This is a genomic window from Streptomyces vietnamensis (genome assembly GCF_000830005.1).
In the GTDB taxonomy this organism is placed as follows: Bacteria; Actinomycetota; Actinomycetes; order Streptomycetales; family Streptomycetaceae; genus Streptomyces; species Streptomyces vietnamensis.
The window spans coordinates 5767402-5787110 of the sequence record NZ_CP010407.1 but is presented as its reverse complement, the minus strand read 5'-3'; the positions used below and the strand labels follow the sequence as shown (position 1 = coordinate 5787110).

At 71.9% G+C, this 19709-nt stretch carries 18 protein-coding genes; 8 read left to right on the top strand and 10 right to left on the bottom strand.

The features are described from left to right. The first annotated feature begins 61 nt into the window (after nucleotides 1–61). Both SVTN_RS26165 and SVTN_RS26160 read left to right on the top strand, forming a co-directional pair. The gene (locus tag SVTN_RS26165) at nucleotides 62–736 is read left to right on the top strand and encodes a helix-turn-helix domain-containing protein (RefSeq protein ID WP_078908506.1); all 675 of its coding nucleotides are present in this window, start codon (nucleotides 62–64) and stop codon (nucleotides 734–736) included. A gap of 109 nt (nucleotides 737–845) precedes the next feature. Further along, nucleotides 846–1577, top strand: a complete 732-nt coding sequence (locus SVTN_RS26160; protein WP_041131297.1) for a tyrosine-protein phosphatase — start codon at nucleotides 846–848, stop codon at nucleotides 1575–1577. An 18-nt stretch (nucleotides 1578–1595) separates the two neighbouring features. Here the strand turns inward: SVTN_RS26160 and SVTN_RS26155 are convergent, their stop codons facing one another. Both SVTN_RS26155 and SVTN_RS26150 read right to left on the bottom strand, forming a co-directional pair. Beyond that, the gene (locus SVTN_RS26155) at nucleotides 1596–2303 is read right to left on the bottom strand and encodes an RICIN domain-containing protein (protein ID WP_041131296.1); all 708 of its coding nucleotides are present in this window, start codon (nucleotides 2301–2303) and stop codon (nucleotides 1596–1598) included. Nucleotides 2304–2508: 205 nt separating this feature from the next. Further along, complete coding sequence (locus tag SVTN_RS26150; protein WP_041131295.1) at nucleotides 2509–3534, bottom strand: ATP-dependent 6-phosphofructokinase; 1026 nt, start codon at nucleotides 3532–3534, stop codon at nucleotides 2509–2511. Nucleotides 3535–3841: 307 nt separating this feature from the next. Between SVTN_RS26150 and pta the strand changes: the two genes are divergently transcribed. The 3 genes from pta to pyk all read left to right on the top strand — a co-directional run bounded on the left by pta (nucleotide 3842) and on the right by pyk (nucleotide 8660). Further along, entirely contained in the window at nucleotides 3842–5935 is a 2094-nt protein-coding gene (gene pta / locus SVTN_RS26145) for a phosphate acetyltransferase (RefSeq protein WP_041131294.1), read from the top strand. After that, a complete protein-coding gene (locus tag SVTN_RS26140) occupies nucleotides 5932–7155 on the top strand; it encodes an acetate kinase (protein ID WP_041131293.1) in 1224 nt (407 codons plus the stop codon). Before pta ends, SVTN_RS26140 begins: the two co-directional genes overlap by 4 nt. A gap of 74 nt (nucleotides 7156–7229) precedes the next feature. Further along, the gene (pyk, locus tag SVTN_RS26135; RefSeq protein ID WP_041131292.1) at nucleotides 7230–8660 is read left to right on the top strand and encodes a pyruvate kinase; all 1431 of its coding nucleotides are present in this window, start codon (nucleotides 7230–7232) and stop codon (nucleotides 8658–8660) included. A 79-nt stretch (nucleotides 8661–8739) separates the two neighbouring features. Here pyk and SVTN_RS26130 read toward each other — a convergent pair whose 3' ends face one another. From SVTN_RS26130 to SVTN_RS26115, 4 genes are all read right to left on the bottom strand, one after another. Further along, nucleotides 8740–10056: a hypothetical protein gene (locus SVTN_RS26130; RefSeq protein WP_041131291.1), complete on the bottom strand. Its 1317-nt coding sequence runs from the start codon at nucleotides 10054–10056 to the stop codon at nucleotides 8740–8742. Beyond that, nucleotides 10046–10615: a DUF6114 domain-containing protein gene (locus tag SVTN_RS26125; protein WP_041131290.1), complete on the bottom strand. Its 570-nt coding sequence runs from the start codon at nucleotides 10613–10615 to the stop codon at nucleotides 10046–10048. The genes SVTN_RS26130 and SVTN_RS26125 overlap by 11 nt, the downstream gene beginning before the upstream one ends. 119 nt (nucleotides 10616–10734) lie before the next feature. After that, entirely contained in the window at nucleotides 10735–11400 is a 666-nt protein-coding gene (locus SVTN_RS26120) for a DUF6230 family protein (RefSeq protein WP_041131289.1), read from the bottom strand. A gap of 590 nt (nucleotides 11401–11990) precedes the next feature. Further along, nucleotides 11991–12959 (bottom strand): tetratricopeptide repeat protein, encoded by a 969-nt coding sequence (locus SVTN_RS26115; protein WP_078908505.1) that lies wholly within the window; start codon nucleotides 12957–12959, stop codon nucleotides 11991–11993. Between the two features lie 331 nt (nucleotides 12960–13290). On the opposite strand from SVTN_RS26115, the gene SVTN_RS26110 reads away from it, so the two are divergent. Both SVTN_RS26110 and SVTN_RS26105 read left to right on the top strand, forming a co-directional pair. Continuing rightward, a complete protein-coding gene (locus tag SVTN_RS26110) occupies nucleotides 13291–13926 on the top strand; it encodes a TetR/AcrR family transcriptional regulator (protein WP_041131288.1) in 636 nt (211 codons plus the stop codon). 43 nt (nucleotides 13927–13969) lie between these two features. Further along, on the top strand, nucleotides 13970–14380 hold the full coding sequence (locus SVTN_RS26105; protein WP_041134261.1) for a PPOX class F420-dependent oxidoreductase: 411 nt from the start codon (nucleotides 13970–13972) through the stop codon (nucleotides 14378–14380). Between the two features lie 63 nt (nucleotides 14381–14443). Here the strand turns inward: SVTN_RS26105 and icmA are convergent, their stop codons facing one another. The 4 genes from icmA to SVTN_RS26085 form a co-directional block, all read right to left on the bottom strand. After that, entirely contained in the window at nucleotides 14444–16144 is a 1701-nt protein-coding gene (gene icmA, locus SVTN_RS26100; protein ID WP_041131287.1) for a coenzyme B12-dependent isobutyryl-CoA mutase large subunit, read from the bottom strand. Nucleotides 16145–16216: 72 nt separating this feature from the next. Beyond that, nucleotides 16217–16549, bottom strand: a complete 333-nt coding sequence (locus tag SVTN_RS26095; RefSeq protein WP_041131286.1) for a DUF3817 domain-containing protein — start codon at nucleotides 16547–16549, stop codon at nucleotides 16217–16219. A 55-nt stretch (nucleotides 16550–16604) separates the two neighbouring features. Further along, on the bottom strand, nucleotides 16605–17114 hold the full coding sequence (locus SVTN_RS26090; RefSeq protein ID WP_041134260.1) for a MarR family winged helix-turn-helix transcriptional regulator: 510 nt from the start codon (nucleotides 17112–17114) through the stop codon (nucleotides 16605–16607). Nucleotides 17115–17145: 31 nt separating this feature from the next. Then, entirely contained in the window at nucleotides 17146–18621 is a 1476-nt protein-coding gene (locus SVTN_RS26085) for an MFS transporter (RefSeq protein WP_107072768.1), read from the bottom strand. Nucleotides 18622–18704: 83 nt separating this feature from the next. Between SVTN_RS26085 and SVTN_RS26080 the strand changes: the two genes are divergently transcribed. Beyond that, nucleotides 18705–19697: an ArsR/SmtB family transcription factor gene (locus SVTN_RS26080; RefSeq protein WP_041131285.1), complete on the top strand. Its 993-nt coding sequence runs from the start codon at nucleotides 18705–18707 to the stop codon at nucleotides 19695–19697. The last annotated feature ends 12 nt before the right edge of the window (nucleotides 19698–19709 follow it).

Genomic DNA, 19709 nt, shown 5'->3' with positions numbered 1-19709 from the left:
CGCTGCACGTTGGGGGAACGCACCGTAGCCAGCCGTCACTTCTCGTATCTACCGTGGCCGGGTGCACCAACCCTCCCCACCCTTCGACGCCCCGGCCGCGCGCCGTCTCCGCGAGGGACTCGGCATGGCCCCCGACCACGTCGCCTACGGCCTGCGGGCACAGTACGGCCTCTTCGTCGCCCCCGAGACCGTGGTCGCCTGGGAGCGCGGCCGGGCGATCCCGAACGAGCAGGAGCTCACCGCCCTCGCGGGCGTCCTGTGGTGCTCCCCCGTGGACCTGATCGCCGCCCCCGCCAGCCTCCGCGAGCACCGGGTCGCGCGCGGGCTCGCCGTCGAGGACCTCGCCCGGCGGGTGGGCATGTCGGCCTCCGCGTACCAGCGGATGGAGGACGAGGGCGGCTGGCGCGGCAACGAACGCCAGACGGCCGCCCTCGCCGAGGCGCTCGGCCTCACCCCGCGCACCCTGATCACCGCGACCGGCGGCGACGGGCCCCTCGCCGAGCTGCTGCGCAGCGCGGCCACCACCCGCTGGCAGGCGTACGTGAAGCCGATCGTGAAGTTGGTGCCGCTGCCCAAGCGGATCGTGGAGTCCGCGCTCCAGCAGCTCCACACGGACTACCACGCGCAGATGACCGCGATCAGCAGCTGGGGCGCCTCGGGGTGGTCGACCGGCGACGAGGGGCGCGCCTACCTGGACGAGATCACCGACCACTTCTGGGCGGAGGTGGGTCCCTGACGGGGGGTCCTGGCGGTGGATCCGTGACGGTGGGTCCTGGTGGTGGGTCCGTGACGGTGGGTCCTGGCGGTGGGTCCGTGACGGTGAATCAGGCCCGTACATTGGCGCCGTGAGACGACACATAGACTTCGACCGAGTCCACAACTTCCGTGACCTGGGCGGCTATCGGACCGCCGACGGCGGCACCGTGCGGTGGGAGGCCCTCTACCGCTCCGACTCCCTCGGCAAGCTCGCGGACGCCGACCTGGAGCGCTTCCGGGCACTGGGCGTGGGCACGGTGATCGACCTGCGCTACCCCTGGGAGATCGCCGAGAAGGGCCGACTGCCGGAGACCGAGGGGGTCTCCTGGCACAACCTCTCCATCGAGCACCGCTTCTACCACCAGGAGTCCATCGACCCCGCGCTCGACCCGTGGCGCTACCTCGCCGACCGGTACGCCGAGGTCGCCGAGGACGGGGCGGAGGAGCTCCGTACGGCCCTGGAGCTGATCGCCGCCGCCGAGGAACCGCTCGTCTTCCACTGCCACTCCGGGAAGGACCGTACGGGTCTGCTCGCGGCCGTCGTCCTCGGTCTCCTGGACGTCCCGGACGAGGAGATCCTCGCGGACTTCGCGCTCACCGAGCTGGCCACGGAGCGGCTGACCGACGACTGGCGGGCCGCACACCCCGGCAAGGAGCCGCGCTGGCCGGGCTTCGGCCGGGCGCCCGCCGACGTCATCCGGCTGTTCCTCGCGGACCTGCGCGAGCGGTACGGCTCGGTGTACGAGTACGTCACCGGCCACGTCGGGCTCGACCCGGCGGTGGTGACGGCGCTCAGGGCCCGGCTGGTGGAGATCCCCTAGGGCCTGTCCGGCCGGTCGTCAGTCCTCCCGGTCGAAGTCGAAGAGCTGGCCCGCCGCGTCCGGGGCGCAGGGCGCCTGGGCGAGGCGGGCCCAGGCGGCCGAGCGGTCGCCGACGACGGTGACGCAGCTGCCGGGGGTCGCCGAGCCCACCGGAACGATCCGGTAGCCCTCGACGGGGGTGCCGTACGCCTCCAGGGTGAAGGCCTCGATCCGGGTCGGGTCGCCGCACCCGGAGTCCTCGTACGCGGCCCCGGGTATCCGGCCGCCGGAGGCTATGCCGGAGCAGCCGGGGCCGGAGTCGGGGTGGTCCGAAACGATCCTCCACCGGCCGCCGCCCAGCTCCGCCAGCGAGTAGCGCGGGAGGCCCGCGGCGGCGCACGGCAGCTGGTGGACCTGGCCGGTGCGGGTGCCGCGCCGCTCGCCGAGGCAGTACTCGGTGCCGGCCACCCGGATGCGGACGTCCCCGGCGGCGGGTGCGGTGGGGGTACGGGGCGGGTGCCCGGCACGGCCGTCCTTCAGGAAGCCGACGACCGTGGCGCCGGCGAGCACGAGGCCCGCGAGCGCGATCGCCGAGACCAGGCCGCGCCGTATCCGGGACCGGGGCCCCGGACGGGCCTCGCCGGGTGCCGGTTCTTCGGGGGCGGCGGGCCAGGCGGGCGGTTCTCCGGGGTCCTCGGCGGGGCTCGGTGCCTCCCGTGGGTCGGGAACGTGCTCCCCCGGCGTCATCCGCGCCTCCCCCTTCCGCCGGACAGGGTCGGGACGTGTCCGGGACAGGCCCCAAGCCTTGTTGATCCCGCGCCGGGGCTCAAGGGCGGAATCCGGCATTTCCGGGGGTGGTGCCGTGTACGACGGAGTGGCCCCGACCGTCCGCGGGGGACGGTCGGGGCCACTCGGGTCGTTCAGGGTCCGGGGCCGGGTCCGGGGCCAGAGGCTAGAAGACCGACTCCGCCTCGCGCATGCGGTCCTCCGGGACCGTCTTCAGCTGGGTCACGGCATCCGCCAGCGGCACCATCTCGACGTTCGTGCCGCGCAGCGCCGTCATCCGGCCGAAGTCGCCGCGGTGCACGGCCTCCACCGCGTGCCAGCCGAAGCGGGTGGCGAGCACCCGGTCGTACGCGGTCGGCGTGCCGCCGCGCTGGACGTGGCCGAGGATGACGGGGCGGGCCTCCTTGCCGAGGCGGCGCTCCAGTTCGTACGCGAGGGCCGTGCCGATGCCCTGGAAGCGCTCGTGGCCGAACTGGTCGATCTCGCCCTTGTCGTAGTCCATCGTGCCCGCGGCGGGGTGGGCGCCCTCGGCGACGCAGATGACGGCGAACTTCTTGCCGCGGGAGAAGCGCTCCTCGACCATCTTGACCAGGTCGGCCGGGTCGAAGGGCCGCTCGGGCAGGCAGATGCCGTGGGCGCCGCCGGCCATGCCGGACTCCAGGGCGATCCAGCCGGCGTGCCGGCCCATCACCTCGACGACCATCACCCGCTGGTGGGACTCGGCGGTGGTCTTGAGCCGGTCCATGGCCTCGGTGGCGACGCCGACGGCGGTGTCGAAGCCGAAGGTGCGGTCGGTGGAGGAGATGTCGTTGTCGATGGTCTTGGGGACGCCGACGACCGGCACGCCGGCCTCGTGGAGCATCCGGGCGGCGGTGAGGGTGCCCTCGCCGCCGATCGGGACGAGCGCGTCGAAGCCGCTCTTCTCGATGAGCTCCTTGGCGTTGTCGCAGGCCGCGCGGAAGCGGTCGCGCTCCAGGCGGGAGGAGCCGAGGATGGTGCCGCCGCGGGCGAGGATGCCGCTGACGGCGTCGAGGTCGAGGCGGCGGTAGCGGCCGTCGAGCAGGCCCGCGTAGCCGTCCTCGAAGCCGATGACCTCGTCGCCGTAGTGGGTGACCGCCCGGTGCACGACCGACCGGATCACTGCGTTCAGGCCGGGGCAGTCGCCGCCTGCGGTGAGAACTCCGATGCGCATCGTGCTTGGTCTCCTGCTCGGTCGCGGTCCGTTGTGAGCCACCTCGATTCTCACACGCCGTTACCGGCGGGCGCGCTCGTCGGGCGTCCGCGCGTCCCTCCCGGCGGCCCCGCGGAGGCCTTTCGTCCCGGCTTCCCGGGCCCTTCGTCCGGCGGGCGACGTAACCATCGGCGGGGGTATTGTCAAGGGGGTAATGCCGCCCTATCGGGGCTTTCTGAGCACTGGCGATTGACGCACGGGCCGCGGAGAAGGTGCCGCGAGGGCACCCTTCCGGCCCCTTCCGCAGGACTGGACAGGAGACCACGGCGTGACGCGCAGCGTGTACGTGACCGGGATCGACCGCGGTGACGGCCGCCAGGTCGTCGAGCTGGGAGTCATGGAGCTCCTCACCCGCCAGGTGGACCGGGTGGGGGTGTTCCGGCCCCTCGTGCACCACCGTCCCGACCGGCTCTTCGACCTGCTGCGCGCCCGCTACCGGCTCACCCAGGACCCGTCGACGGTCTACGGCATGGACTATCACGAGGCCTCCGCGCTCCAGGCCGAGCGGGGCACCGACGAGCTGGTGTCCCGGCTCGTCGACCGCTTCCACGCCGTCGCCCGCGACTACGAGGTCGTCCTCGTCCTGGGCACCGACTTCGCCGCCACCCAGCTCCCCGACGAGCTGGCGCTCAACGCGCGCCTCGCCAACGAGTTCGGCGCCTCCGTCATCCCGGTGGTCGGCGGCAAGGGCCAGCCCGCCGAGTCCGTACGGGCCGAGGCGCGCAACGCCTTCCGGGCGTACGACGGGCTCGGCTGCGACGTGCTCGCGATGGTCGTCAACCGGGTGGCCGGCGAGGACCGCGAGGCCATCGCCGAGCGGCTCGCGACCCGGCTCCCCGTGCCCTGCTACGTCCTGCCCGACGAGCCGGCGCTCGCCGCGCCCACGGTCGCCCAGATCACCCACGCCCTCGGCGCCTCCGTCGTCCTCGGCGACGACGCGGGGCTCGCCCGTGACGCGCTCGGCTTCGTCTTCGGCGGCGCGACGCTGCCGAACGTCCTCAAGGCGCTGACCCCGGGCTGTCTCGTCGTCACCCCCGGGGACCGGGCCGACCTCGTCGTCGGCGCGCTCGCCGCGCACTCGGCCGGCACCCCGCCGATCGCCGGCGTGCTGCTCACCCTGAACGAGCGGCCCGGCGAGGAGATCCTGACCCTGGCCTCCCGGCTCGCGCCCGGCACGCCGGTCATCTCCGTACCCGAGACCAGCTTCCCCACGGCGGCCGAGCTCTTCTCCCTCGAGGGCAAGCTGAGCGCGGCGACCCCCAGGAAGGCGGAGACCGCCCTCGGCCTCTTCGAGCGGAACGTGGACACCGCCGACCTCCTCAAGCGGGTCTCGGTCGCGCGCAGCGGCCGGGTCACCCCGATGATGTTCGAGCACGAGCTGCTCGAACAGGCGCGGGCCGACCGGCGCCGGGTGGTGCTGCCGGAGGGCACGGAGGAGCGGGTGCTGCGCGCCGCGGACGTGCTGGTCCGCCGTGGCGTCTGCGACCTGACGCTGCTCGGCGACGTGGAGGCCATCCGCAAGAAGGCCGCCGACCTGAGCGTGAACCTGGGCGACACGCAGCTGATCGACCCGCAGACCTCGGAGCTGCGCGACGCGTTCGCGGAGAAGTACGCGGCGCTGCGGGCCCACAAGGGCGTCACCGTCGAGCTGGCGTACGACGTCGTCTCGGACGTGAACTACTTCGGCACCCTCATGGTCCAGGAGGGCCTGGCCGACGGGATGGTGTCGGGATCCGTGCACTCCACGGCGGCGACCATCCGGCCCGCCTTCGAGATCATCAAGACGAAGCCGGACGCCTCGATCGTCTCCTCGGTGTTCTTCATGTGCCTCGCCGACAAGGTCCTCGTGTACGGCGACTGCGCGGTCAACCCGGACCCGGACGCCGAGCAGCTCGCCGACATCGCCGCCCAGTCGGCGGCGACCGCGGCCCGCTTCGGCGTGGAGCCGCGGATCGCGATGCTCTCGTACTCCACCGGCACCTCGGGCTCCGGCGCCGACGTCGACAAGGTGCGGGAGGCGACGAAGCTGGTCCGCGAGGCGCATCCGGAGCTGCGGATCGAGGGCCCGATCCAGTACGACGCGGCCGTCGAGCCCTCCGTCGCGGCGACGAAGCTGCCGGGTTCGGAGGTGGCGGGCCAGGCGACCGTGCTGATCTTCCCGGACCTCAACACCGGCAACAACACCTACAAGGCCGTGCAGCGTTCGGCCGGCGCCGTGGCCGTCGGCCCGGTGCTCCAGGGCCTGCGCAAGCCCGTGAACGACCTCTCGCGCGGCGCGCTCGTCAGCGACATCGTCAACACGGTCGCCATCACGGCGATCCAGTCCCAGGTCCCCTCGCAGGGTCAGGAGCTCCCGGCATGACGACCCCCACCCGTGTACTGGTCCTCAACTCCGGTTCCTCGTCGGTGAAGTACCAGCTGCTCGACATGAAGGACGACAGCCGGCTCGCGCAGGGCCTGGTCGAGCGGATCGGCGAGGAGACCTCCCGGCTCGTGCACACCCCGCTGCAGGGCGGGGGCGGCGAGAAGCGCGAGAAGACCGGGCCGATCGCCGACCACGCGGCCGCGCTGAAGGCGGTCGCCGAGGAGCTGGCGGCGGACGGTCTGGGCCTGGACTCCCCCGAGCTGGCGGCGATCGGCCACCGGGTGGTGCACGGCGGGCTCCGGTTCACCGAGCCGACGGTCGTCGACGACGAGGTGCTCGCGGAGATCGAGCGGCTCGTGCCGGTGGCGCCGCTGCACAACCCGGCGAACCTCCTCGGCATCCGTACGGCGATGACGCTGCGCCCGGACCTGCCGCAGGTGGCGGTCTTCGACACCGCCTTCCACACCACGATGCCGGAGTCGGCGGCGCGGTACGCGATCGACGTGGAGACCGCCGACAAGCACCGGATCCGCCGGTACGGCTTCCACGGCACCTCGCACGCGTACGTCTCGCGGGAGACCGCGCGGCTGCTCGGGAAGGAGCCGGAGGAGGTGAACGTGATCGTGCTGCACCTGGGGAACGGCGCCTCCGCCTCGGCGGTGCGGGGCGGCCGGTGCGTGGACACCTCGATGGGTCTGACTCCCCTGGAGGGCCTGGTCATGGGCACCCGCTCGGGCGACATCGACCCGGCGGTGACCTTCCACCTGAAGCGGGTGGCGGGCATGTCGGCGGACGAGATCGACGTACTGCTGAACAAGAAGTCCGGTCTGGTGGGGCTCTGCGGCGACAACGACATGCGGGAGATCCGCCGGCGGATCGACGAGGGCGACGAGCGGGCGGCGCTCGCCTTCGACATCTACGTCCACCGCCTGAAGAAGTACATCGGCGCGTACTACGCGGTGCTCGGCCGGGTGGACGCGGTGGCGTTCACGGCCGGGGTCGGCGAGAACGCCGCGCCGGTGCGGGCGGCCGCGATCGCGGGCCTGGAGGAGCTGGGGCTCGCGGTGGACGCGGATCTGAACTCCGTACGGTCCGACGAGGCCCGGATCATCTCGCCGGTGTACGCGCGGGTGGCGGTCGCCGTGGTGCCGACGGACGAGGAGCTGGAAATCGCTCAGCAGAGCTACGCACTGGTGACCGGAAAAGTGAACGCCTGAGCGGACCCCCGCCCATTTGTACTTTCCGCCAGACGGAATATTCCGCAGTGAAACAAACCGATAGGATCCGCCTCATGCGCCGTTCCAAAATCGTCTGCACGCTGGGCCCCGCCGTCGACTCGTATGAGCAGCTGAAGGCTCTCATCGAGGCCGGTATGAACGTGGCCCGATTCAACTTCAGCCACGGGTCCCAGGCCGAGCACCAGGAGCGGTACGACCGCCTCCGGCAGGTCTCCGCGGACATCGGGCGCGCCGTCGGCGTCCTCGCCGACCTCCAGGGCCCGAAGATCCGCCTGGAGACCTTCGCCGAGGGACCGGTCGAGCTGGTGCGCGGTGACGAGTTCACCATCACCACCGAGGACGTCCCCGGCGACAAGTCGATCTGCGGCACCACCTACAAGGGTCTGCCCGGCGACGTGGCCAAGGGCGACCAGGTCCTGATCAACGACGGCAACGTCGAGCTGCGGGTCGTCGAGGTCGACGGCCCCCGCGTCAAGACCATCGTGGTCGAGGGCGGTGTCATCTCCGACCACAAGGGCATCAACCTGCCCGGCGCGGCGGTCAACGTCCCCGCCCTGTCGGAGAAGGACGTCGACGACCTCCGCTTCGCCCTGCGGATGGGCTGCGACATGGTCGCCCTGTCCTTCGTCCGCGACGCCAACGACGTCAAGGACGTCCACAAGGTGATGGACGAGGAGGGCCGCCGGGTCCCCGTCATCGCCAAGGTCGAGAAGCCGCAGGCCGTCGAGAACATGGCGGACGTCGTCGCCGCCTTCGACGCGGTCATGGTGGCCCGTGGCGACCTCGCCGTGGAGTACCCGCTCGAGAAGGTCCCGATGGTGCAGAAGCGCCTCGTGGAGATGTGTCGCCGCAACGCCAAGCCCGTCATCGTCGCCACCCAGATGATGGAGTCGATGATCACCAACTCGCGGCCGACCCGCGCCGAGGCGAGCGACGTCGCCAACGCGATCCTGGACGGCGCGGACGCGGTCATGCTGTCGGCCGAGTCCTCGGTCGGCGCCTACCCGATCGAGACCGTGAAGACGATGTCGAAGATCGTCGCCGCGGCCGAGGAGGAGCTGCTCTCCAAGGGCCTCCAGCCCCTGGTCCCGGGCAAGAAGCCGCGCACCCAGGGCGGCTCCGTCGCCCGCGCGGCCTGCGAGATCGCCGACTTCCTGGACGGCAAGGCACTGATCGCCTTCACCCAGTCCGGCGACACCGCGCGCCGCCTGTCGCGCTACCGCACGCAGCAGCCGATCCTCGCCTTCACGACGGACGAGGGCACCCGCAACCAGCTCACCCTGAGCTGGGGCGTGGAGTCCTTCCTGGTCCCGTTCGTCGACAACACGGACGCCATGGTCGACCTCGTGGACGCCGAGCTCCTCAAGCTCCAGCGCTACAACGCCGGCGACACCATGGTCATCACCGCCGGCTCGCCCCCCGGCGTCCCCGGCACCACCAACATGGTCCGCGTCCACCACCTGGGCGGCGCCGAGAGCGCCTGACCCGCGTGACGCACGACGAAGCCCCCGTCCGGATCGGACGGGGGCTTCGTCGTGTGCGGCTCCCGGAGCGGTACGGGGGTCAGCTGGGCTCGATCGTGTTGCGGAGGCCCGGGATCTTGAGGGTGCCGCCGAACTGGCCCGCCTGCTTGAGCTTCACGTTGGTGAAGAAGGCCCAGGGGACGTCCAGTGGGGGCGGGGACTCGGGACCGAAGGTGATCGGGACGATGCCGAAGAGGTTGCCCTTCAGCTCCTCCGTGTACATCGTCACCGTGCCGTTGCGGATGGTCGAGGTCGAGCCCTTGTCGGAGCGGACGTGGGCGGTGCGGCCGTCGGAGTGCTCCGTCAGCTGGTGCAGGTCCTTGATGTCCACCGAGGACGCGGTGAACTTCAGCACCTTCTTGATCTTGCCGCTGCCGGTCTTCACCTCGACGATGCCGTGGTACTTCAGGCCGGTCAGGTTGAGCAGCGAGCTCTCCAGGCGCCACGGCTCGTCCGGCAGCAGCGGGATGCCCGGCTCCAGGTCGGCGTCGGCGAGCGCCTGCGCGTCGAGCTCGGGGCACGGGAAGCGGGGCTTGGCCCCGTCGGGTATGTCCGTGTCCTTCTGGGCTTCGAGGCTCTTGGCGCCGTCGGAGAGCTCCTCGACCTTCGCGCCGGTCTTCGCGGCGGCCTCCTCGATCGCCGTCCTCGTCCGCTCCGTGGCCGGGTTCTCCGCGGTCTTCGGCTTGGCGGGAGCGGAGGCCGTGGCGGTGGCGGTCGGGGCGGGCGCGTCGGTCGCGGGCGCCTCCGTCTGCTGCGGCGCGGCCGTGGTGGGCGCGGCCGTGGGCGCCGCCGTCGTGGGCGTGGCCGTCGGCGTCTTGTCCGGGCCGTCGAAGAGGTCCTTCAGGGCGTCACCCAGGCCCAGCGGGTCCAGCGGGTTCTTGGACTGCGTCGGCGAGGGGGTGGCCGTGGGGGTCGCGGTGGGCGCGGGGGCGGTCTGCGCGCGCTCCTGCGTCTGCGGCACGGCCGTCCGGCCGGTCTGCGTCGGGGTGGGCGTCGGGACCCCGGACGGCGTCGCGGTGGGGGACGGCGTGGCCGTCGCCGAGGGGGTGTCCGTCGGCCTGACCGTGGCGGTGGCGGTGGGCTTGGCGGTCTCCGTCGGCTTCGCCGTCTCGCTCGCCTCCGGCGTCGGCTCGTCCGAGCGCGTCACGCAGGGGCCGGGGGCGAAGGGGATGTCCTTCTCGTCGGCGAGGGCGAGCTTGGGCGTGAGGCCCATGCCCACGAACACCGCGGTCGGCATGGCCGCCAGGGCCATCGCCTTCCCCGCGGGGCCCTGGATCCTGTTCAGCAGCGACTTGCGCGGGGCCGCGTGCCGCGGGCCCTGCTTCGCGAGCGCCGACTGATTCTCGTCACCCCGCACTGTTCCTCCCGCCGTTGGCGTCGATCGTCGTTTCGGTCGCCTGCTGCTCCGGCTCGCGCTGCTCGGGGACCACGGCCGCGGGCACGACCTCGGTCCCGGCCTCCGCGCCGACCTCCTCCGAGGCCTCCGGCCGACCGTCGTGCTGTGCGTCCTCGGTCTCCTCGACCGGGGGTGCGGGTGCCCAGGAGGCGGACAAGGCGCCGCCGATGAGGGCGAACAGGAATCCGATGACGAGGCCGCCGAAGTTCGACACCGGGATGGAGACGAGCGCCAGGACGATCGCCGCGATGCCCGCGAACACCCGGACGACGGGCTGGAACCACATCGTCAGACCGAGGGTGATGAGCAGCACGCCGATGATCAGCGCGCCGGCCCCGGCGGTCGTCTGCATGGCGAGCGTGACGTTGCCGAGCCGCATGTCCCCGTACGGGAGGTAGGCGATCGGTACGCCGCCGATCATGGTGAACAGTCCCGCCCAGAAGGGCCGGGTCTGCCGCCAGACCTTGAACCGGTTCTCCTTTTTGGGGACTTCGCGGGAGGCGGGGTACTCGGCGCTCATGGAACAGCTCCCTGGAAGCGGTGTTGCTGAGAAAGATGAAGAGAAGGAACCTGGCGGGTGGGACCGCACGCGACGGCCCCACCCCTCCGGACGGAACGGTCCTCAGGGACCGGCCGGTCCTAGTAGCACTCGGCGTCCGTGCCCCGGTGCAGCGACAGGTGCAGGTCGGGGAGCTTGAAGGTGCCGGCCGTGGTGGCCCAGGCCTTCTGCTGCACGTTGTTCAGCGTGGCCTGCTCGGCGCGCTGGCCGAAGCCGTACGGGTTGGCCTTGGTGTTGGGCTGGATGCCCGGCTTGCCCGGCGACTTCGGGAGGGCACCGGCCGCGACGCCGATGTCGATGTTGCTGAACTCGGCGTCGGCCTTGAGCTCGGAGACATCGAGGTAGATGCCCTTCGCGTAGACCTTGTCCTCGTCCTTGCCGGTCTTGGCGGCCTCGGTGCCGGCCTCCAGGCGGAGGGTGACGTCACCGACGAACGGCACCTTCGGCGTGACGACCGACTGGCACATGTTGGTGATCCAGGCCTCGGAGAAGCCGGACACGGCCACCGGGGCGGCGAAGTCCTTGCCCTCGAGGTCCTTGCCCGCGTCCACGCTGCCGTACTGGACGAAGTCCGTACCGACGAGGCTGTTGGCCTTGACCTTGAATTCCTGGCCGGAAATGCTGAAGGACGCGGCGAGCGCACCCTGGGCGAGGCCGACACCGATCGCGGCCGTCGCGGCCACGCTCGGGACCATGACGACGGCGAACCGCTTCCATCTGGTCCCGCCACGAACCTGGGACTTCATGAGAATTCCTCCTTCTCGGACGTACATCTCCGGAGGGGCCCCGGGGGGCCACCCTGGGATGGGAGAAGAGCTACGTCCTCGGGAAGGAGAGCGCCGAGGCATCAGGCGGCGCGATGCGCGTCCGAATCACCGGCGATCACCCCCGAGCGACAACCATGGGCCACGCCTTGGAGCGTGACCTGATCGGACAGGCCCCGTTCGGTGAGAGCGGGAACCCCCCTGTCCGCGACCGGTGCCGGAACACCGGTCCACTCGGTGGGGACCCTCGCCGCGATCCCGGTTGGTCTCCGGGGGCTGCGGTTCGGACCGAGCGTCGCCGATCGTGGTCCATTCCGGGCCCCCGCACAAGGGGGTTCGTTACTGGGCAGTAACGGACGGATAACCACGTCATGGCGGGACGGGACCGAACGGGCACGCTGGGTGCGTTCGGGCGACGGGGAATGTCAGGAGATCATCGGATGAATGCGGACAGAACGCCGGGTTCGATTTACTGCAAGTAACAGCGGCCGCGATTACCAAGTTTTGGTAAAGCGCGGCCGCCTTTTGTCACCCTGCTGCCAAATCGTCGGACGATCCGGCGCGTACGGCAGCTAGAACAGCACCCGCGCGAGGGCCTGCCGGGCCGCCGTCACCCGCGGGTCGTCGGCGCCGATCACCTCGAACAGCTCCAGGAGACGCAGCCGCGCCGCGTTCCGGTCCTCGCCCGCCGTGCGGCGCACGGTCTCCACGAGACGACCGAAGGCGTCCTGCACGTGACCGCCCACGAGGTCGAGGTCGGCGGCGGCGATCTGCGCGTCGACATCGGCCGGATCGTCCGCCGCGTTCTTGCGGACGGTGCCGGCGTCCAGACCCTGCACGCGCTGGAGGAGTTCGGCCTGCGCCAGGCCGAGCTTGGCCTCCGGGTGGGCCGGGTCGTCGGCGAGCACGTTCTTGTACGCCTGGACGGCACCCGCCAGGTCACCCGCGTCGAGCGCGGACATGGCCGCTTCGAGGAGGGCGTCGTACGGGCCGGCCGGCCGCGCGGAGGCCCCGCCGGCCTCGGAGGCGTCCGCGTCCACGGTGATCCCGGTGAGACCGAAGCGCTCCTCGCCGACCTGGATCAGCTGGTCGAGGGTCTCCCGGATCTGCGCCTCGGGCACCGCACCCTGGAACAGCGGCAGCGCCTGACCGGCGACCACCGCGAAAACGGCCGGAATTCCCTGGATGCCGAACTGCTGCATCAGCATCTGGTTGGCGTCGACGTCGATCTTCGCGAGCAGGAAGCGGCCGTTGTACTCGACGGCGAGACGCTCCAGGAGGGGGCCGAGCTGCTTGCACGGCTCGCACCACTCGGCCCAGAAGTCGAGGACGACCGGGACCTCGGCGGAGCGCTGGAGCACATCGCGCTCGAAGCCGGCCTCGTCGACGTCGATCACCAGGGCCGACGGGGGCACCGCGGCGGAACCACCCTGCCGGGCGGCCTCGGCGCGCACCTGCTCCGCCTTCGCCTTGGCCTCTCCGGCCGCCTTCACCGCGGCGAGGTCGACGACGCCGCTCATGGACATGTTTCGGGGCTGCATGGATACATCCTCCCCCTTCCGCGCGCGTAACCGGTAAGCCATGGCTGAACCGTGCCGTCCGCGCATCTCCCGCCGGTGTGCGAGACGCGTGGACGACACGGTTCTTCGTCTTCGTTCGGCACCGGGTCCCCACCCGGCACCTTCTGTCGCGCCGGGTCCCCACCCGGTGCTGTGTGGTTGTCGCTCAGGCCGCTCAATGCCTTTCGCTACAGGTCGTAGCGTAACTCCAGGGAAGGATCCGGCGGGAGGGCGCGCGCCCGATCCGTACGGTGAACTGCCTCACATCACCGGCCTCTGGCGGTATACCTACCGGCGGGTATGGTCACTTTTCATGTGTAGTCGCACCAAGCCCCACCGCAGCCGTACCGGGCGCCCCCGCTCCACCGAGGCCGACACGGCCATCCTGGAGGCGACCCGCGCGGCCCTGGTCGAACTGGGCTGGTCCAAGCTCACGATGGGGGACGTGGCCGGCCGCGCCGGGGTCGCCAAGACGACCCTCTACCGCCGCTGGGCCAACAAGAACGAGCTCGTCGTGGACGCCGTCGCCGTCCTCTTCGACGAACTCGAACTGCCCGACCTGGGTTCCCTCCAGGCCGACATCGAGCACGTGGTGCTGCAGTTCGCGGCGCTCCTCGAACGGCCCGAGACGAAGACGGCCCTCATGGCCGTCGTGGCCGAGTCGACCCGGGACGAGCCGCTGCGCGAGCGCATCCGCGCCTCCATAGTCGACCGCCAGAAGCGGCTGGTCCTCGCGGGCCGCGAGCGGGCCCAGCAGCGCGGCGAACTCCCTCACCACTTCGACCCGGTCGCCGTGGACGCCACCGACGACCTGATCTTCGACGTCGTCGCGGGCGCGGTCGTGCACCGCGCCCTGGTCAGCGCCGAACCGGTCGACGCCCCCTGGGCGACCCGCCTCTCGGCGCTCCTGATGGGCGGCCTGGGCGCGGCGGCGACGGCCGGCGGCTGAAAGTCGCGCGCAGCATCCGCCGCCACGCCCTACGGTGACGGCCGTGACGACTCAACTCACGGACTCCGTCCGCGCCTTGCTCGACGACGTCAACCCGGCCGTGCTGGCCACGATCCAGCCCGACGGCTCCCCGCAGACCTCCGTGGTGTGGGTGGGCCGGGACGGCGACGAACTCCTGATCTCCAGCCGGGACGGCCGCCGCAAGATCGAGAACATCCGGTCCGACGCTCGGGTCAGCCTCACCGTCCACGACCGCCACGACCCCCTCGTCTACGCCGAGATACGGGGTACGGCCACGGTCGCCGAGGACACCGGCCGGGCGCTCGCGGTGGCGCTCGCCGAGCAGTACGAGGGCGAGGGCGCCGGGCAGGAGTACCGGGAGCTGCCGCCGGAGGAGGTCCGGGTGGTCGTCCGGATCACCCCGACGAAGGTCCTCGGCACGGCCGCGAAGTAGGTCACCTCATGCGGCAGGGGCGGTACGGGAGTTCCCGTACCGCCCCTGCCGTGCCGTGGAGGATCAGAAGCCCGGGGGCTCCGTGTAGACGCCCCACTCGTCGCGCAGGGCGTCGCAGATCTCGCCGAGCGTGGCCTCGGCGCGGACGGCGTCCAGCATCGGGGCGATCATGTTCGAGCCGTCGCGGGCGGCCTTGAGCATGGCGTCGATGGAGGCGCGGACCTTGGCGTCGTCACGGCGCCCCTTGCGCTCGCCGAGGACGCGGACCTGCTCCCACTCGACCTCGTGGCTGACGCGCAGGATCTCCAGGTCGCCGGTGACGGAGCCGTGGTGGACGTTGACGCCGACGACCCGCTTGTCGCCCTTCTCCAGGGACCGCTGGTACTGGAAGGCGGACTCGGCGATCTCGCCGGTGAACCAGCCGTCCTCGATGCCGCGCAGGATGCCGGAGGTGATCGGGCCGATCGGGTGCCGGCCGTCCGGGTGGGCGCGGCGGCCGCGCTCCTTGATCTGGTCGAAGATCTTCTCGGCGTCGGCCTCGATGCGGTCGGTGAGCTGCTCGACGTACCAGGAGCCGCCCAGCGGGTCGGCGACGTTGGCGACGCCGGTCTCCTCCATCAGCACCTGCTGGGTGCGGAGCGCGATCTCGGCGGCCTGCTCGCTGGGGAGCGCGAGGGTCTCGTCGAGGGCGTTGGTGTGGAGGGAGTTGGTGCCGCCGAGGACGGCGGAGAGGGCCTCGACCGCGGTGCGCACGACGTTGTTGTACGGCTGCTGGGCGGTGAGGGAGACGCCGGCGGTCTGGGTGTGGAAGCGGAGCCACTGCGCCTTGTCGGTCTTGGCACCGTAGACCTCCTTCATCCAGCGGGCCCAGATGCGGCGGGCGGCGCGGAACTTGGCGATCTCCTCGAAGAAGTCGAGGTGCGCGTCGAAGAAGAAGGACAGGCCGGGCGCGAAGACGTCCACGTCCAGGCCTCGGCTCAGGCCCAGCTCGACGTAGCCGAAGCCGTCGGCGAGGGTGTACGCGAGCTCCTGCGCGGCCGTCGCCCCGGCCTCGCGGATGTGGTAGCCGGAGACCGAGAGCGGCTTGTACGCGGGGATGTTCGCCGCGCAGTGCTCCATCAGGTCGCCGATGAGGCGCAGATGGGGCTCGGGCTCGAAGAGCCACTCCTTCTGCGCGATGTACTCCTTGAAGATGTCGGTCTGGAGCGTGCCGTTGAGCACGGCCGGGTCGACGCCCTGGCGCTCGGCGGCGACGAGGTACATGCAGAAGACGGGCACGGCGGGGCCGCTGATCGTCATGGAGGTGGTGACGTCGCCGAGCGGGATGTCCTTGAAGAGGACCTCCATGTCGGCGGCGGAGTCGATGGCGACACCGCAGTGGCCGACCTCGCCGAGGGAGCGGGGGTCGTCGGAGTCGCGGCCCATGAGGGTCGGCATGTCGAAGGCGACGGAGAGGCCGCCGCCGCCGGCGGCCAGGATCATCTTGTAGCGCTCGTTGGTCTGCTCGGCGTTGCCGAAGCCGGCGAACTGGCGGATGGTCCAGGTCCGGCCCCGGTAGCCGGTCGGGTGGAGTCCCCGGGTGAAGGGGTACTCGCCGGGCCAGCCGATGCGCTCGAACCCCTCGTAGGTGTCGCCGGGGCGGGGCCCGTACACGGGCTCCACCTCGTCCCCGGAGAGCGTGGTGAAGTCGGCGTCCCGCTTGCGGGCCTTGTCGTAACGGGCCTGCCAGCGACGGCGGCCTTCCTCGATGGCGTCAGCGTCCATGCTTCGAATTTACTAGGACGTCCTAGTAAATGTCGATGGCAAACCCCCGCACATCAGTGCGGGGGTGAATGCTCAGGCCTTGACCGGCTCCGGCCGCGCGCCGCCGACCAGCGGAAGCGTCTCCGCGACGACCTTGCGCTCGACGAAGAACGCGGCGGTGGGGATGGTGCCGGAGACCAGGACCCACAGCAGCTTGCCGAACGGCCACTTCGCCTTGGAGCCCAGGTCGAAGGCGAAGATCAGGTAGATGATGTAGAGGACGCCGTGGAGCTGCGAGACCGCGAAGGTCAGGTCCTCGCCGACGCCGAAGCCGTACTTGGCGACCATGCACGCGCACAGGACGAGGAGCATGACGGCGGTCACGTAGGCCATGACGCGGTAGCGGGTCAGCACGCTGGATTTCATGCCGTCGAGCGTAACGGCACGATCCGGGCGATCTTCGCGCGGGTACGGGGTGCGGTCAGCCCTCGTCGAAGTCGCCCGCCGCGACCCGCAGCGGGCGCAGCATCGCGAAGATCTCCGCGCACTCCTCGGCGTCGTACGCGCCGAGGCCGAACTCCATCTCCATCAGGTCGCGGGTGGCCGCCTCGACCACCTCGCGCCCCTTCTCGGTGATGGAGGCGAGGGTGCCGCGCCCGTCGTTGGGGTTGGGCCGCTTGCTCACGAGCCCCGACCTCACCAGCCGGTCCACCGTGTTCGTCACCGAGGTCGGGTGGACCTGCAGCCGCTCGCCGATCTTGGACATCGGCAGCTCCCCCGCCTTGGAGAAGGTGAGCAGGACCAGGGCCTCGTACCGCGCGAAGGTCAGCCCGTACGGCTTGACGACCGCGTCGACCTCCGCGAGGAGGATCTGGTGGGCGCGCATGATCGAGGTGATCGCGGCCATCGAGGGGACCGGGCCCCAGCGCTTCTGCCAGAGTTCGTCGGCTCGGGCGATGGGGTCGAAGGGGAGACTGAGCGGCTTCGGCACCCGTCGACCATACCGACTGGTCATATGCCGGTCAGCCCCGTCTCGCCTTTCGGTCGCCGCGCAGGTCACCGTCTCCGGTCGCCCGCAGCTCGACGGCGGCGACGAGGAGGCAGAGCGTGCCGAGGACGCCGGCACCGGCGACGACCACGTGCACGGAGGCGAACTCGGCGGCGACCCCTGCCCCCGCCATACCGACGCCCTGGACGGTCATCATGCCCGCGGTCATCAGGGTCATGGCCCTCCCCCGCTGCTCCTCGGGGACGGCGGCGACGAACCAGGCGTCGAGGCCGAGGGTGTACGCGCCGGTGGCGCCGGCCAGGAAGAGCGCGACGGCCGCGAGGGCGACGCCGGGCCGGGGCGCGTACAGGAGGTACGGCAGGACACCGGCGACGGCGAGCGGCAGCACGATCCGGGAGCGGGCGGCGGCGGAGAGGAACGATCCGGCGAGGAGCTCGCCCGTGATGGTCCCGACGGGCAGGGCGCACATGAGGAGGCCGAGGGCGGCGGTGGAGACGCCGATCTCGTCGGCGTAGGGGGCGGCGAGGGCCTCGGGGACCACGGCGAAGAGCGGCGGCACCCAGAACATCAGCATCAGGGCGCGCACGCGCCGGTTCCGCAGCACGGCCCAGGTCCCGGAGAGCCCTGGCGAGTCGCTCCCCCGGGCGGGACGGCGGGCGGTCCCGAGGCGCAGCAACAGCGCGGAGGCGAGGAAGGTGGCGGTGGTGACGACGAGGGCGCCGCGCGGCGGGACGACGGTGAGGAGAACACCGCCGGCGGCGAAGCCGGTGAGCAGCGCACTCTGCGACACGATCCGCAGCAGCGACCGCCCGAGGACGAACAGATCGCCCTCGCCGAGGATGTCGGCGAGGGTCGCCGTGCGGGTGCCGTTGAAGACGGGCGAGACGACGGCGATGGCGCAGCGCAGCACGAGCAGGACGGCGACGGGGGTGGCGGGCACGACCATGAGCGCGACGCAGCCGGCGCAGACGAGGTCGCAGACGACGAGGATCCGCCGGGGCGGGAGCCGGTCGGTGAGCCCGGCGAGGAGGGTGCCGCCGACGAGGTACGGCAGGAACCCGAGCGCGAAGGTGAGGGAGGAGAGCAGCGGCGACCGTGTCATGTCGTACACGAGCACGGTGAGCGCGAGCTCGCTGACGACGACCCCGAGCAACGAGAACAGATGCGCCACGAACACGAACCGGAACTCGCGGACGGCGAAGACGGCGCGGTAGCCGGGGCGGGGGTCGGGGGCGCCCACCTTGCCGGGCGCGGCCGCGAGGCCGGCGGTCGGAGCGGGGGCAGGCGCGCTCTCGGGACCGGTGCCCCCGCCCGGGGCGGCGCCGAAGGCGCCGGGAACGGCGGGGCGCGCGGGGGCCGCCGCGGCCGTGGGAGCCCCGGCCTGCGCCGGGGCCGCGGGCGCGGTGGTGGCTGTGGCAGGCGCCGAAGGTGCGGGGGCAGGGGTGTTCGCGGGCGCCGTCGTCGGCGTCCGGGTGTCGTTCTCGGGCATGGGCGCAGCCTGCCGGGCGCAGGGGCCGCGCCCTAGACTTTCGGCTCCAGCCGAATGTTCAGCCGCGTCCCCCGGAGGGCCCCGTGCCGTACCACCTCCGTTTCGGTGAGGCCGACCCGCTGCGGATACGGTTCGCGATCTCCCCGCTCTGGGAGACGCACTCCGCCGTGCGCGTCCTCGCGCGGCCCGCGAAGCAGGGCTACCACCTGCCCTGGATGCGGCGGATCGCCGGCGCCGCGCGGGAGCTCGATCTCGGGCCGTTGCAGCTGCTCATGCCGCTGCGCGGGCACAGCCCGGACTTCCTCTACCCCCCGCCCCTCGGCCCCGCCGCCGCCTTCGAGGACGAGATCGCCGCCGTACGGGAGACCGATCCCGCGCTCGTCCTGGACGACTTCGAGCGGGCGCTCGCGGAGACCCCGGGGGCGGCGGACACCCCGGAGGGGCGGCGGCTGCTCGCGGATCCCGCCGGCGCGGTGCTGCGGCTCGCGGACCTGCTGAAAGCGGCCTACGAGGCGCTGATCGCCCCGGAGTGGCCCCGGCTGCGCGCGCTCCTGGAGGCGGACGTGGCCTACCACTCGCGGCGGCTCGCGGAGGGCGGGCTCGAACGGCTCCTGGGCGAGCTGCACCCGGCCTTCGACTGGGCGGCGGAGACGGCCACGCTGCGGGTGGACTATCCCGGGGAACACGACCGGCCGCTGGACGGGCAGGGGCTCGTCCTGATGCCGTCGGTGTTCACCTGGCCGGACGTGGTGAGCGGCTTCGATCCGCCGTGGCAGCCGACGGTGGTCTATCCGGCGCGCGGGATCGGCGGGCTGTGGTCCGAGCCCCGGGACCGCACCCCCGATGCGCTGGCCCGGCTGCTCGGTCCGGTGCGGGCGGACGTCCTGTGCGCCCTGGCCGAGCCGATGGGGACCACGGCGCTCGCCCATCTCCTGGGCAGGGCGCCGTCGTCCGTCTCCTCGCACCTGGCGGTGCTGCGGGACGCGGGGCTGCTGACCTCGCGGCGGTACGGCCACCAGGTGCTGTACGAGCGGACGCCGCTGGGCATCGCGGTCTCGCAGCCGGAGGCGGCGTGACGCCGGGCCGCA